This window comes from Streptomyces sp. NPDC031274 (genome assembly GCF_055570235.1).
In genome coordinates this window covers 1-14,180 of sequence record NZ_JBVIHP010000040.1, presented here as the reverse complement: position 1 = coordinate 14,180, position 14,180 = coordinate 1, and the positions used below count along the sequence as shown (strand labels likewise).

The following is a 14,180-nucleotide window of genomic DNA, read 5'->3' as shown; positions in this document are numbered from 1 at the left end:
GCCGACCCGGAGCAACAACCTCCGGACCGGCCCCCACGCATGTTCTGGACGCGATATCAGTCCTCGTACGCATCCAGCGGCGGGCAGGAGCAGACCAGATTCCGGTCGCCGTACGCCTGGTCGATGCGGCGCACCGGCGGCCAGTACTTGTCCGCGGCCACGACACCGGCCGGGAAGACGGCCTCCTCGCGGCTGTACACGTGCTCCCACTCACCGCCGAGCGCAGCAGCGGTGTGCGGCGCGTTCCGCAGCGGGTTGTCCTCGGCGGTCCACTCGCCGCCGACCTTCTCGATCTCCGCGCGAATGGCGATCATCGCCTCGCAGAACCGGTCGATCTCGACCAGGTCCTCGCTCTCGGTCGGCTCGATCATCAGCGTCCCCGCGACCGGGAACGACATGGTCGGCGCGTGGAAGCCGTAGTCGATGAGCCGCTTGGCGATGTCGTCGACGCTGACACCGGTCGCCTTGCTCAGCGGGCGCAGATCGATGATGCACTCGTGCGCGACCAGGCCGCCGGGACCGGTGTAGAGCACCGGGTAGTGCGGCTCGAGGCGCTTGGCGATGTAGTTCGCGGAGAGCACGGCGACCTGCGTGGCGCGCTTGAGGCCCTCGCCGCCCATGAGGCGTACGTACGCCCAGGAGATCGGCAGGATTCCGGCGGAGCCCCACGGCGCGGCGGAGATCGGTCCGACGCCCGTCTCGGGACCGGCGGCGGGCTGGAGCGGGTGGTTGGGCAGGTACGGCGCGAGGTGCTCGCGCACTCCGACCGGGCCGACGCCGGGGCCACCGCCGCCGTGCGGGATGCAGAAGGTCTTGTGCAGATTCAGGTGTGAGACGTCGCCGCCGAACTTGCCGGGCTGGGCGAGGCCCACCAGGGCGTTCAGGTTCGCCCCGTCGACGTACACCTGACCGCCCGCCTCGTGCACGGAGGCGCAGATGTCGGCGACGTGCTCCTCGAACACACCGTGCGTCGACGGGTAGGTGATCATGAGCACGGACAGCTCGTCACGGTGCTTCTCGATCTTGGCGCGCAGATCCTCGATGTCGATCTCGCCGTCGTCGCTGGTCTTCACGACGACGACCTTCATGCCGGCCATCACGGCGCTCGCGGCGTTGGTGCCGTGCGCGGAGGACGGGATGAGGCAGACGGTGCGCTGGTCGTCGCCGTTGGCACGGTGGTAGCCCCGTACGGCGAGCAGCCCGGCGAGCTCGCCCTGCGAACCGGCGTTGGGCTGCAGCGAGACCTTGTCGTACCCGGTGACCTCGGCGAGCCGCTCCTCCAGCTCACGGATGAGCGTCAGATAACCCTGCGCCTGCTGGGCGGGTGCGAAGGGGTGCAGCTGCCCGAACTCGGGCCAGGTGACCGGCTCCATCTCCGTGGTCGCGTTGAGCTTCATGGTGCAGGAGCCCAGCGGGATCATGCCGCGGTCGAGCGCGTAGTCGCGATCGGCCAGCTTGCGCAGGTAGCGCAGCATGGCGGTCTCGGAGCGGTACTGGTGGAAGACGGGGTGCGTGAGGTACTCGTCCTCGCGCAGCAGACTGGCCGGAAGCGTGTCCTCGGTCTCCGCGTCGAGCGCCTCGACGTCGGCCTCGACCTTGAACGCGGTCCAGATCGCGGTGAGCTGCTTGCGCGTGGTGGTCTCGTCACAGGCCAGGGAGACGTGGTCGGCGTCGATCTGGTGGATGTTGACGCCGCCCTCGCGGGCCGCGGAGACGAGCTCCTCGGCCCTGCCGGGCACCCGCACGGTCAGGGTGTCGAAGTACGCGCCGTGCACGACCTCGACGCCGCCCGCGGTGAGCCCCGCGGCGAGCACGGTCGCGTAGCGGTGCGTACGGCGCGCGATGGCCTTGAGGCCCTCGGGCCCGTGGTAGACCGCGTACATTCCGGCCATCACGGCGAGCAGCACCTGAGCGGTACAGATGTTGCTGGTGGCCTTCTCGCGGCGGATGTGCTGCTCACGGGTCTGCAGCGCGAGCCGGTAGGCCTTGTTGCCGTCGGCGTCGACGGAGACACCCACGAGCCGCCCCGGCAGGCTGCGCGCGAACTTCTCGCGCACCGCCATGTAACCGGCGTGCGGGCCGCCGAAGCCCATCGGCACACCGAAGCGCTGCGTCGTGCCGACGGCGATGTCGGCGCCGAGCTCGCCGGGCGAGGTGAGCAGCGTCAGGGCAAGCAGGTCGGCGGCGACGGAGACGATGGCACCGAGCTCGTGCGCCTGCTCGACGAGGGGCTTTATGTCCCGTACGGCACCGGAGGCGCCCGGGTACTGGATCAGTACGCCGACGACACCGCGCTCGGCGACCTCGGCCGGGATGCCCTCGCTCAGATCGGCGACGACGACCTCGACGCCGGTCGGCTCCGCACGGGTCCGGATGACGGCGATGGTCTGCGGCAGCGTGTCGGCGTCGACGAGGAAGACGCCGTCCTTGACCTTGCCCACGCGCCTCGACAGGGCCATGGCCTCGGCGGCGGCGGTCCCCTCGTCGAGCAGCGAGGCACCGGATGTGGGCAGCCCGGTCAGCTCGGCGACGACGGTCTGGAAGTTCAGCAGGGCCTCGAGGCGCCCCTGGGAGATCTCCGGCTGGTAGGGCGTGTACGCGGTGTACCAGGCCGGGTTCTCCATGACGTTCCGCAGGATCACGGGCGGCGTGAAGGTCCCGTAGTAGCCAAGCCCGATCATGGAATCAAGAACCTGGTTACGGTCCGCGAGGGAGCGCAGCTCGGCCAGGACCTCGGCCTCGGTGCGCGCTCCGGGCAGGTTCAGCGCCTCGGCGTTCTTGATCACATCCGGTACGGCGGCGGTGGTCAGCTCGTCGAGCGAGCCGTATCCGACCTGCGCGAGCATCTTGGCCCGTGCTTCCGCATCGGGGCCGATGTGCCGCTGCTCGAAGGGAATGCCCTGTTCGAGCTGGGAAAGCGGGATGCGAGGGGTGGCGGTCATTGCGGAGGCCTCCTGGTCTGACGCGACCTGCGAGGGGCACCACGGCGCGGGTACCCGGACGGCCTCCCCCTCTGTCATCTCAACCTGAGAGCTTCACCGGTCCGCGCCCCCGTGAGGGAGCTGTCCCGGCTTTCACCGTCGGTGAGGAAGGGTTTCGAACGTGCCCGCCCGACGCCCGCCCTACTTTCCAGAGTGACCTCGTCCGTGCGGTACAGGGGCCTGAGAGATTCCGGGGAGGAGTTGCTCCTTCGGCGCCCCCGGTGTCTCCACCGGAGAGCTCTCCCGCACGGGATCAGCAGCCACGCGCCAGCCTACCAGCGAGGACTGCGGCCGATCCCTCGAGTGGCCGCCTGCCCCGAAGTGCTCTTTCGTAGTGAATACGAACGAACAAGGATGAGTTGTGCCCCACTGCGACAAGCCTCGACCAGTTGGAGGGCCCGTGCAGACCGACATCGATCCGCGCAACCTGATCGGCCGGAAGGCGTTCGACCGGAACGGGGCCAAGATCGGCACGATCGACGAGGTCTATCTCGACGACGCCACCGGCGCCCCGGAGTGGGCGGCCATACGCACGGGGCTGTTCAGCAGGGACGCGTTCGTGCCCCTGGAACCCAGCGAGCTCACGAGCGACGGCACCCTGCGCATCCCCTTCGAGCGCTCCCTGATCAAGGACGCCCCCGATTTCGGCGTGGGCCGCCATCTCTCCCCCGAACAGGAACTGCAGCTCTACCACCACTACGGCCTGGACATCGCACCCCCGCAGGCGCCGCCACCACCGGACCAGGACTTCGGCACCATCGCGGGCCAGGAAGCGCCCTGACCCTCATCGGTCACCCCGGCGACTCACGCGTATCGCTGCGGCTCACACGTACCGGCGTCACTGCGACTCCGGCTCCGGCCCCGGCTCCTCAGGAGCGGCCACCAACGGCAAGGGCTCCGCGGGCTCGAGCTCCGGATCATCCGTCCTGAACGTCCGCACCCGTCCCGGCGCCGACGACTCCGGCGTCTCGAAGCGGACCGTCACCCGCCCCAGACCGCTCCCCTGCACCCATCCGTGCCCGAACTCGGCATGCCGCACATCGTGCCCGGCAGCCCACCGCCGCTCGGTCGGCACCACTGGCACGACGGGTCCGACCGGCGGTACGACCGGCACCTCCACCGCGTCGCCCACGGCCTGTGCCGCGCTCACCCCGGCCGGCTCCCCCGCTGCCTCCCTCTCCGCCTCCAGTGCCTCGGCCGCCTCGGCAGCCTCAGCCACCTCGGCCGCCTGCGCCTGTGCGAAGAGGTCCTCCTGCGTGTAGTCGGCAAGCCCCGTGACCCCCACCCCGAGGAGCCGCACGCCTCCGGTGGTGTCCACGGCCTCGAGGAGCCGCGCCGCGGCCTCCCGCACCACCCCGGGGTCGTCCGTCGGCCCGCGCAGCGTCTCGGAGCGCGTCAGCGTCGAGAAGTCGAACCGCCGCACCTTCAACACGATGGTCCGCCCCGAGTGCCCTGCCGCCCGCAGCCGCTCCACACACCGGTCGGCCAGCCGCGCCACCTCACCCCTGACCCGTACCCGGTCATGGATGTCCACGTCGTACGTGTCCTCGACGCTGACCGACTTGGATTCCCGCTCCGCCACCACGGGCCGCTCGTCCCGGGCAAGGGCCATCGCGTACAGCGCGCTCCCGTGCGACTTCCCGAGGAGCCGTACGAGCTCGTCCTCACCCGCCTCGGCGATCTCCCCCACCGTCGTGATGCCACCGCGCCGCAGGTGGTCCCCGGTGGCAGGACCGACACCGGGCAGGGTCCGCACCGACATCGGCCCGAGCAGCTCCCGCTCGGTGCCCGGCACTATCAGCCGCAGACCGTCCGGCTTGGCCTCCTCCGAGGCGATCTTCGCCAGCATCTTGGACGCGGCGAGCCCGACCGAACCCGCGAGCCCGGTCACCGCCTTGATGTCCGTGCGCAGCCGCTCGCCCACGGCAAGGGCCGACTCCTGGTCGTCGGCCACGCCGCCCGCCTCCAGATCGACGAACGCCTCATCCAGACTGAGCGGCTCCACCAGCGGTGACAGCTCCCGAAGGAGCGACATCACCTGGTCGCTGATCCCGCGGTAGAGCCCGAAGCGCGGCACCAGATAGGCGGCATTGGGCGCCAGGCGCCGCGCCTGCCCCATGGGCATCGCCGAGTGCACGCCGAACTTGCGCGCTTCGTACGAGGCGGTGGCCACCACACCCCGTGGTCCGAGGCCGCCCACCACCACGGCTTTCCCGCGCAGACTCGGCTTCGCGGCCTGCTCGGCAGACGCGTAGAAGGCATCCATGTCGAGATGCAGGATCGTGGGCGCGGTTCTCACACCCCTGATGCTGCCCTACGCCACTGACAACGCCCCGAGAACGCCACCCCGCCCCTCGAACCAGCCCCGGCGGTCACGGCCGTCTCACACGGCCTTGTTGCGCCGCCTCGCGAGCTCGTCGGCGGGGTTCTGGCGCAGCAGCGTCTCTCCGGTGTCGATCCGCTCGCCGTGCAGCTGCGAAAGTGCCGCGTCCACATCCCGCCCCACGACACCCACGGCGATCCCGAAGACTCCCTGGCCGCCCTGGAGCAGATCGTGGACCTCGTCGGGCGACGTGCACTCGTACACCGTCGCGCCGTCGCTCATGAGCGTCATCCGCTCCAGGTCCTCGAAACCGCGGTCGCGCAGATGCTGGACCGTGGTCCGGATGTTCTGCAGGGACACGCCTGTGTCGAGGAACCGCTTCACGATCTTCAGGACGACGACGTCCCGGAAGCTGTAGAGCCGCTGGGTCGCCGACCCGCCCGCGGACCGCACACTGGGCTCGACGAGGCCCGTACGGGCCCAGTAATCAAGCTGTCGGTACGTGATACCGGCAGCCGCACACGCGGTCGGGCCCCGGTAACCGATCTGTTCCTGTTCGGACTGTCCGGACGTGGCGTCCCCGCTCCCCTGAACGCTCCCCTGTACGGCCATCGGCCTTTTGGGAGAGTGACTGGCCGCGCTGCCGTGAAGCGGATACGGACTGCCCATCGCCGTATCGTCGCCGCTGCTTCTCACGCCGACCTCCGTCCTTGACCTGCCTTCTCGACGGTAGGCAGTCACCAGGGGCTCGTCAACGATCGCCACACTCGGCACGCCGAGTGATAATCACCCTAAGAGTGGTTTGCCGTACCGCACGGCCGGGAAAGGCTAGCCGAATGGTCCGCCGGGACCATTCGGAAGCGACGGACTACTGGCTGTTGGTACCGAAATCCTCGGGCGAGATCTGGTCGAGGAACTCGCGGAACTTCTCCACTTCGTCCTCCTGCTCGTCCGGAATGGCGATGCCCGCGTCGTCGAGGACACCGTCACTGCCGTAGATCGGCGTTCCGGTGCGCAGCGCCAGCGCTATGGCGTCGGACGGCCGGGCGCTCACCTCGACTCCGCTGGCGAAGACCAGCTCCGCATAGAAGACCCCTTCTCGGAGGTCTGTGATGCGCACTTCGGTGAGCTCCTGTCCCACCGCCTCCAGCACGTCCTTGAACAGGTCGTGGGTCAGCGGCCGTGCGGGCGCCATCCCCTGCTGTGCGAAGGCGATCGCGGTCGCCTCCCCTGGTCCGATCCAGATGGGGAGGTAGCGATCGCCTCCCACTTCACGCAGGAGCACGATCGGTTGGTTGGAGGGCATTTCCACCCGGACACCTACGACGTCGAGCTCGTTCACACAGCAACCCTAGGACGTGCCCGGCCGGTTTGGGTAGTCGGGCACCCCTTGAGTCAGGGCAACCGCACCCCGAGCGCCGTCTGGACCAGTGCAGAATGCAGCTTTCCGGTCAGCCCCGCGAGCTCCTTCGTACGGGCTTCCGCATGGGCTCTGGTCTGCGGGTTACGGTGCCGGCGCAGCGGCGCCACGACCTGGTCGACGAGACCGGCCTCGCGCTCGGCCGCCGATTTCATGGCGCGCAGATGTCGCGGTTCGATACCGAACCGCCCGAGTTCGACGACGAGCGCGGCGACCGTGACGGCCTCCGCGTCATAACCGCCGTCCGGCAAAGGTGTGATGAGCCCGTACGTCTCCCACTCGGCGAGCTGCTCCGCCTCGATCTCCGCGGCGGCAAGCAGCTCGGCACGGCCCACACGGGCCACTGTGGGCCCCTCGGCGTCACTCACGCCCCAGGCGTCACCCGGTTCGCGTGGCTGCCCCAGAGAGGGCAGTGGAGCCCGTTCTCCGCGCTCCAGGGCCTCCAGGTGCTCCCGGATGACCTTGAGCGGCAGATAGTGGTCCCGCTGCATCCTCAGGACGTGACCGAGCCGCTCGACGTCCTCGGGACTGAATTTCCGGTAACCGGACGGCGTGCGCTCCGGCTCGATGAGCCCTTCCGACTCCAGGAAACGGATCTTGGAGATCGTGACCTCGGGAAACTCGTCACGCAGCGCGTTCAGCACGGCGCCGATGCTCATCAGCCGACGGTCCTCGGCGGCGGTGCCGTTCCCGGCACCGCCCCTCGGTGTTTGAAGCATGGACCTTCCCTACGGGTCAGATACCGATGCCCCGCTGGCTCGCGTAGAAGACCAGTCGGTACTTGCCGATCTGCACCTCGTCGCCGTTCGACAGCGCGACCGAGTCGATGCGCTCCCGATTGACGTATGTGCCGTTGAGGCTGCCCACGTCGGCGACGGTGAAGGAACCGTCCCCGAGGCGACGGAACTCCACGTGGCGGCGCGAGACGGTCACGTCGTCAAGGAAGATGTCGCTCTGCGGGTGACGCCCCGCCGTGGTCAGCTCGCCGTCCAGGAGGAAGCGGCTGCCCGAGTTCGGTCCCCTGCGCACCACGAGGAGCGCGGAGCCGAGCGGCAGTGCGTCAACGGCGGCCTGGGCCTCCGGCGAGAGGGCGGGCGAGGCGGTCTGCCCCGTCACCTCCGCGTCGTAGGCCTCCAGGCCCGAGATGGAGATGGTGGAGGTCGTCTCGGAGGGACGCTCCGGCGCGGCCCCGGCTCGCAGCGGCGCGCCGCAGTTGGAGCAGAACCGGCTCGCCTCCGCGTTGCGGTTCCCGCACCTCGTACACACCAGGGCCATGGACGGATCCTCCTGCCGCGGCTGCCCCGCGGGGGCATTCGATGCGTACGGATCGGGGGTAAACCCTCCACCCGTACTTGAGGTTGACGGTTCTCCGAAACCTATGCGGCCCGCACCGGCGGGGTCAACAGACGACGCGCCCTGCGCGCCCGAATTGTCACCGCCTGGCCCACCGACCTGGTCGCGGAACATCGGGCGCTCTCCGCCCTGCTCCTCGGCATCTCCATGGCGCGTGGCACGGTGCCGGGCAGTGGCGGGGTTGCCGCTGTCCTCACGTGCACTCTTGCCGAACAACTTCGCAAACAACTTCACGGGCGATTCCCCTTGACCGAAACAGACCCGCCCGTGGGGCAGGACGAACCCTGATTGCACACACCGGCGTACATCGGCAGCACAGACATCCTCACAACGTCCGCATCCACCAAACAGTTTCCACCACGCACCACGCTTACAGTGCGCCGACCCCCCGCAACCTCATGCCCTCGACCGGCGGCCCCCATGCACCCCCGCCTCACTGGGACGACGACCGAGCGTAGTCAGGCCGCTTCGCCGCTCGCAAGGCGTCCACCACGATCTTCTCCGCTCGCGTCACGGTGACGGTGGCCTGCTCCTTCTCCAGAGTCTGCACCACGCCACCTGGGATGTTCAGCGCCGGCTCCAGGTCCTGAGGCTTGCCGATCACCTTGAACCGGTAGGGCTTGCCGACCTTGCGGCCGTCCACCCTGACACCGCCACTGTCCGTATCCGACAGATAGGTGTTGGCCACTACGCGTACGTCATTGATCTGGATGGCCTCGGCACCCGCGGCGCGCAGCTCCTGAATGGCGTCGAGCAGCATGTCCGCCTCAACCGAACCCTTCTTGTCATCGATGGTCAGCGTGATGCCAGGACCCTGCGCTGCCACGGTGCCCGCGAGAATGCCGAGTTGACGTTCTTTCTCGACAGTCTGCTTGCGGGCCTCCTCGGCCTGGTCCGAGCTGTTCTCAAGACCGGTGCGCTGATCCTCCAGACGCTGCTTCTCACCTTCCAGACGCTGTGTACGGTCATCCAGTTCATCGAGAATGCGTACGAGATCTTCTTGACGTGCGCCACGGAGCGCACTGCTGTCGTTGTTGGAGCGCACCTGGATGGCGAGGCCGAGCCCCAGCACGAACAGAAGCAGGGCGACGATGAGTTGGGGACGCGTGACGCGAGGGGGCCACAGCCCCTCCTTCAGCCGCTGACGGCCGCGGAGCGAAGGCGCCCGCTCGTCGTCCTGCTGCTGGTCCTGCGGCTCGCTCCGCACGGGCGCCGCGCCCTCCACGGGCTCCGCCTGCGGACTGTGCACCTCGGCGGGAAGCTCCCTGCCCCGGTTGTCTCCGCCGGGCGTCTCGTCCGTACCCATACGCGTCACGCCCTGAAGATGTGTCGGCGGATGGCGGCGGCGTTGGAGAAGATCCGGATACCGAGGACCACCACGACACCGGTGGAGAGCTGGGCGCCCACGCCCAACTTGTCGCCCAGGAAAACGATCAGGGCGGCCACGACCACGTTCGAGAGGAACGAGACCACGAAGACCTTGTCGTCGAAGATCCCGTCGAGCATCGCGCGCAGGCCTCCGAACACCGCGTCCAGCGCCGCCACCACGGCGATCGGAAGGTACGGCTCGACCATCGCCGGAACCTCGGGCCGGACCAACAATCCAGCCACGACTCCCACGACGAGGCCCAGTACGGCGATCACGATGTGCCCTTTCCTGCCTTCGGCTCTGCTGTACGTACGGTCACACTCGGCGCTGCCGGCAGCCGGACGTCCTCATGGACGGAAATGCTGGTCCGGACATCGAAGTTCTCCTGCAGAGCATGCAGATACTGACCGTCGCGACTGTTCTGGAATCGCGTGCTCAAGCGCTGACCGTCACCCACGGCAAGCACCGTATACGGCGGCACCAGCGGCTTGTTGTCGACCAGTATCGCGTCTCCCGCGGCCCTGATCGCCGACAACGCCGTCAGCCGCTGGTCATTGATGGCGATCGCCTCCGCGCCCGACTGCCACAGGCCGTTGACGACCCGCTGCATGTCGCGGTCACGCACCCGTCCGGTGTCGGAGAATCCCGCACTCTCGCGCGGCCCGCCCCCACCCGAGTCGGCTTCCTTGGCATCGTCCACCACGAGCTTCACACCCCGCCCATGGACCTTGGTGGCACCGGAGAGCAGGGACACCAACTCGCCCTGGCTGCCACCGTGTTTCTTCAGTGCCTCGCGCTGCCGTTCGCCCACGTCGTCGCGGAGCGTCTCGACGCCCTCTTCGAGCTCGTCGGCGTCCGAGGTCGCCGACTCGATCCGGTCGATGAGCTCCGCGCGCTCCTTGGCGACCACCGGAGCAGCTATCCGCGCCTGCGCGGCACCCACGGTCACCACCAGAGCCGCGAGCACGAGTCCGAGGGCAAGGCCGAGCTTCGCGCGCAGCGGACGCGGCACTCCACCAGCACCTTTCGCCTTCTTACGCGCCGCAGCCTCGGCGTAGCCCTCGTCGAGGCTGTGGTCCATCACGGTGTTCAGCAGCGACATGGAAGCGTCCGGGCGCCGGGGGCGCGAGGGGGTGCTCCGGGTGGGGGGCTGCTGCGGCATGCCGCACATCGTCGCACGTCGTGGGCCCTACCTCCGAATGGCCCCACCGGCGTGCCGGACGGCACCTCTGAGAGGCGCCGTCCGGCCCTTGCGACCGGTCAGCGACCGGCGCTGTCCACCACGGCGGACCACTCGTCGAGCAACGCCTGAGCGGACGCGTCGTCGGGACCCTCGGCCCACAGATGAGTGACGGCCTCCGCGGGGTCGGGCAGCACCAACACCCACCGCCCGTCGGTCTCCACGACACGGACACCGTCGGTCGTGTCCACCGACCGCTCCCCCGCCGCCTCCACGACCGTGCGCATCACGAGCCCCTTGACCGCCCAGGGTGTCGCGAGGTCACGCCGCAGTACGTGGGCGCGCGGGATACGTGCGTCGATCTGGCTCAGCGTGAGCTGCGTCCGCGCGACGAGACCGATGAGCCGCACGAAGGCGGCCGTACCGTCGAAGACGCTGCTGAACTCGGGAACGATGAATCCACCGCGGCCGTCTCCGCCGAAGATGGTCGACTCGTCGCGCCCCACACGCGTCAGATCGTCGGGCGACGTGGTCGTCCAGTCGACCTGCGTGCCGTGGTACGCGGCCACCTGCTCGCCGATGCGCGTCGTCGTCACCGGCAGCGCGACCCGCCCGCTGCGGCGTTCCGCGGCGACCAGATCGAGCATGACGAGAAGCGCGCGGTCGTCCTCGATGATCCGCCCCTTCTCGTCGACGAGCGAAAGCCGCTCGCCCACGGGGTCGAACCGCACACCGAAGTCGGCACGCGAAGACGCCACGATCTCGCCGAGCCGTACAAGACCCGACCTGCGCGCTTCACGGGTCTCGGTCGGACGCGACTCGTCCAGGCCGGGGTTGATGGTCAGCGCGTCGACGCCGAGGCGGCCGAGCAGGCTCGGCAGCACGAGGCCCGCACTTCCGTTGGACGCGTCGACGACCACCTTCAGGTCCGACTCGGCCACACCTGTGGTGTCGACGTTGCGCAGCAGCGAACCCGTGTAGGAGTCGAAGACGCTGGAGGGGAAGTGCAGATCCCCGATCTCCCCGGGAAAGGCCCGCCGGTACTCCTGGCGCGCGTACACCCGGTCCAGCTTCCGCTGACTCCCCTGCGACAGGTCGGCCCCGCGCGCGTCGAAGAACATGATGTCGACGGAGTCAGGTGCCCCCGCCGTCGTCCGGATCATGATCCCGCCGGCACTGCCCCTGGCCGTCTGCTGCCGCGCCACCGGCAGCGGTACGTTCTCCAGGTCGCGTACGTCGATGGCGCTGGCCTGCAAGGCCGAGATGACCGCTCGCTTCAGCGCCCGCGCGCCTCGCGAATGGTCACGGGCCGTGGTGACGGTCGAGCCCTTCTTGAGGGTCGTGGCGTACGCCCCCGCGAGCCGCACCGCGAGCTCCGGCGTGATCTCCACATTCAGGATTCCGGAGACCCCACGCGCACCGAAGAGATGGGCCTGGCCCCGGGACTCCCAGATGACGGACGTGTTGACGAATGCGCCGGCCTCGATCGTCTTGAACGGGTAGACCCGGACATTGCCCTGAATAATCGATTCCTCACCGACGAGGCACTCGTCACCGATGACGGCACCGTCCTCGATGCGGGAGGCCCGCATGATGTCGGTGTTCCGCCCGATGACACAGCCCCGCAGGTTGCTGTGCTGGCCGATGTAGACGTTGTCGTGCACGACGGCCTTGTGCAGGAACGCCCCGGTCTTGACCACCACGTTGGAGCCCACGACCGTGTGCTCACGAATCTCGGCGTCGGCCTCGACCTTCGCGTAGTCACCGATGTAGAGCGGCCCGCGCAGCGTGGCGTCGGGGTGCACCTCGGCGCCTTCGGCGACCCACACACCCGGCGAGATCTCAAAGCCGTCGAGCTCGACGTCGACCTTGCGCTCAAGCACGTCGGCCTGGGCCTTGACGTAGCTCTCGTGCGTACCGACGTCCTCCCAGTAGCCCTCGGCGATGTACCCGTAGACGGGCTTGCCTTCCTTCATGAGCTGGGGAAAGACATCGCCGGACCAGTCGACCGACACATCGGCGTCGACATAGTCGAAGACCTCGGGCTCCATGACGTAGATGCCCGTGTTCACCGTGTCGGAGAAGACCTGCCCCCAGGTCGGCTTCTCCAGGAAGCGTTCGACCTTTCCTTCTTCGTCCACGATGGTGATGCCGAATTCCAGCGGATTGGGAACGCGCGTCAGACAGACGGTGACGAGCGCACCCTTCTCCTTGTGGAAATTGATCAGCTCGGTGAGATCGAAATCAGTCAGCGCATCACCGGAAATAACGAGGAACGCATCGTCCTTCAATGCCTCCTCAGCGTTCTTCACACTCCCGGCAGTGCCGAGTGGCTTCTCCTCATTGGCATAGGTGAGCTCCATCCCGAGCTCTTCACCATCGCCGAAGTAGTTCTTGACCAGGGAGGCCAAGAACTGGACTGTTACTACGGTCTCGGTGAGCCCATGCCTCTTGAGCAGCCTCAGCACATGCTCCATGATGGGCCTATTGGCCACAGGCAGGAGCGGCTTGGGCATGCTCGAGGTCATAGGGCGAAGGCGCGTGCCTTCGCCTCCGGCCATTACGACGGCCTTCATGTCGGAAGCGTCCTCCTCAATAGACGACGATCGAGCCGACTTAGCCCGCCAAGATAGACCCGTTATATGTCGCTCACGGGACTGCAAGCCTCCACAGCTGCCTAATCGGCAAGCTCAATCGGCCGTGGCGTCAGCACGGACAAGCCGGCGGACCTGAACCACGTAGAGGATCCCTGCCCACCAGTACAGAGTTGTACCCCATCCGGCGAACGCCCATCCGAAAATAGCAGCGAGTGTGCTGATCCAGCCACTTCCGTCACTGAGGAGCAACAGCGGAAAGGCGTACATCAGGTTGAAGGTGGCGGCCTTGCCGAGGAAGTTGACCTGCGGCGGCGGATAGCCGTGACGCCTGAGGATCCAGACCATCACCAGCAGAACCAGCTCGCGCAGGAGCAGCAGCGAGGTCAGCCAGAGCGGGAGAATCTCCCGCCACGTGAGCCCGACCAGGGTCGACAGAATATAGAGCCGGTCAGCGGCCGGATCGAGCAGCCGTCCGAGGTTGCTGATCTGGTTCCAACGGCGGGCCAGTTTGCCGTCGAGATAGTCGCTGATGCCGCTCAGCATCAGTACGAGCAGCGCCCATCCGTCGCTCTTGGGCCCACCGAACTCCGGCCGCAGGATCAACCACAGGAAGAGGGGTACGCCGAGGAGACGCGCCATGCTGAGGATGTTCGGGATGGTGAGGACCCGGTCCGTCTGGACGCGAGTCTCCTGGACCTCCACCCGGGGGCCTCCTGTGGGAAACGAGCCAATGATGCCTCCTGACCTTACCCTCAGTTGTCAGTCTGCGGTGCAGAGGGGTGGCCAAGGGCCGGAAGGGGTCCAGAAACACAAAAAGCCGTGGTCCCTGGACAATAAGTCCAGGGACCACGGCTATAAATTGAGTTCGGCGGCGTCCTACTCTCCCACAGGGTCCCCCCTGCAGTACCATCGGCGCTGTGAGGCTTAGCTTCCGGGTTCGGAATGTAACCGGGCGTT

The 14,180-nt window shown here is 68.0% G+C and carries 11 protein-coding genes, 1 rRNA gene, 1 pseudogene and 1 riboswitch; of the genes and pseudogenes, 1 reads left to right on the top strand and 12 read right to left on the bottom strand.

What is annotated here, in order from left to right:
* Positions 1-56: 56 nt before the first annotated feature.
* On the bottom strand, positions 57-2,942 hold the full coding sequence (gcvP, locus tag ACZ5CR_RS40625; RefSeq protein ID WP_468867396.1) for an aminomethyl-transferring glycine dehydrogenase: 2,886 nt from the start codon (positions 2,940-2,942) through the stop codon (positions 57-59).
* Between the two features lie 197 nt (positions 2,943-3,139).
* A riboswitch (glycine riboswitch) is annotated at positions 3,140-3,237 on the bottom strand.
* A gap of 144 nt (positions 3,238-3,381) precedes the next feature.
* On the opposite strand from gcvP, the gene ACZ5CR_RS40620 reads away from it, so the two are divergent.
* Positions 3,382-3,762 carry a PRC-barrel domain-containing protein gene (locus ACZ5CR_RS40620; protein WP_468867394.1) on the top strand — a complete coding sequence of 127 codons (381 nt, stop codon included), beginning with the start codon at positions 3,382-3,384 and terminating at the stop codon, positions 3,760-3,762.
* Here the strand turns inward: ACZ5CR_RS40620 and ACZ5CR_RS40615 are convergent.
* From ACZ5CR_RS40615 to rrf, 11 genes and pseudogenes are all read right to left on the bottom strand, one after another.
* A pseudogene (locus ACZ5CR_RS40615) lies at positions 3,678-5,280 on the bottom strand (DNA polymerase IV). The gene ACZ5CR_RS40620 and the pseudogene ACZ5CR_RS40615 overlap by 85 nt on opposite strands.
* Before the next feature lie 84 nt (positions 5,281-5,364).
* Positions 5,365-6,000 (bottom strand): MerR family transcriptional regulator, encoded by a 636-nt coding sequence (locus tag ACZ5CR_RS40610; RefSeq protein WP_468867392.1) that lies wholly within the window; start codon positions 5,998-6,000, stop codon positions 5,365-5,367.
* A gap of 172 nt (positions 6,001-6,172) precedes the next feature.
* Positions 6,173-6,646, bottom strand: coding sequence for a bifunctional nuclease family protein (locus tag ACZ5CR_RS40605; RefSeq protein WP_006123076.1), 474 nt, complete (start codon positions 6,644-6,646; stop codon positions 6,173-6,175).
* A gap of 53 nt (positions 6,647-6,699) precedes the next feature.
* Complete coding sequence (gene ftsR / locus ACZ5CR_RS40600) at positions 6,700-7,443, bottom strand: transcriptional regulator FtsR (protein WP_468867390.1); 744 nt, start codon at positions 7,441-7,443, stop codon at positions 6,700-6,702.
* 16 nt (positions 7,444-7,459) lie between these two features.
* Positions 7,460-8,428 (bottom strand): FHA domain-containing protein, encoded by a 969-nt coding sequence (locus ACZ5CR_RS40595; RefSeq protein WP_389905922.1) that lies wholly within the window; start codon positions 8,426-8,428, stop codon positions 7,460-7,462.
* A gap of 82 nt (positions 8,429-8,510) precedes the next feature.
* A complete protein-coding gene (locus tag ACZ5CR_RS40590; protein ID WP_468867506.1) occupies positions 8,511-9,383 on the bottom strand; it encodes a DUF881 domain-containing protein in 873 nt (290 codons plus the stop codon).
* A gap of 5 nt (positions 9,384-9,388) precedes the next feature.
* Positions 9,389-9,721 carry a small basic family protein gene (locus ACZ5CR_RS40585; RefSeq protein WP_344529508.1) on the bottom strand — a complete coding sequence of 111 codons (333 nt, stop codon included), beginning with the start codon at positions 9,719-9,721 and terminating at the stop codon, positions 9,389-9,391.
* Positions 9,718-10,617, bottom strand: coding sequence for a DUF881 domain-containing protein (locus ACZ5CR_RS40580; protein ID WP_468867387.1), 900 nt, complete (start codon positions 10,615-10,617; stop codon positions 9,718-9,720). Before ACZ5CR_RS40580 ends, ACZ5CR_RS40585 begins: the two co-directional genes overlap by 4 nt.
* Positions 10,618-10,706: 89 nt before the next feature.
* Entirely contained in the window at positions 10,707-13,202 is a 2,496-nt protein-coding gene (locus ACZ5CR_RS40575; protein ID WP_468867385.1) for a sugar phosphate nucleotidyltransferase, read from the bottom strand.
* Between the two features lie 114 nt (positions 13,203-13,316).
* A complete protein-coding gene (locus tag ACZ5CR_RS40570) occupies positions 13,317-13,925 on the bottom strand; it encodes a CDP-alcohol phosphatidyltransferase family protein (RefSeq protein WP_383281099.1) in 609 nt (202 codons plus the stop codon).
* A 161-nt stretch (positions 13,926-14,086) separates the two neighbouring features.
* Positions 14,087-14,180: ribosomal RNA gene (gene rrf / locus ACZ5CR_RS40565) — 5S ribosomal RNA — on the bottom strand; the annotation flags it as partial.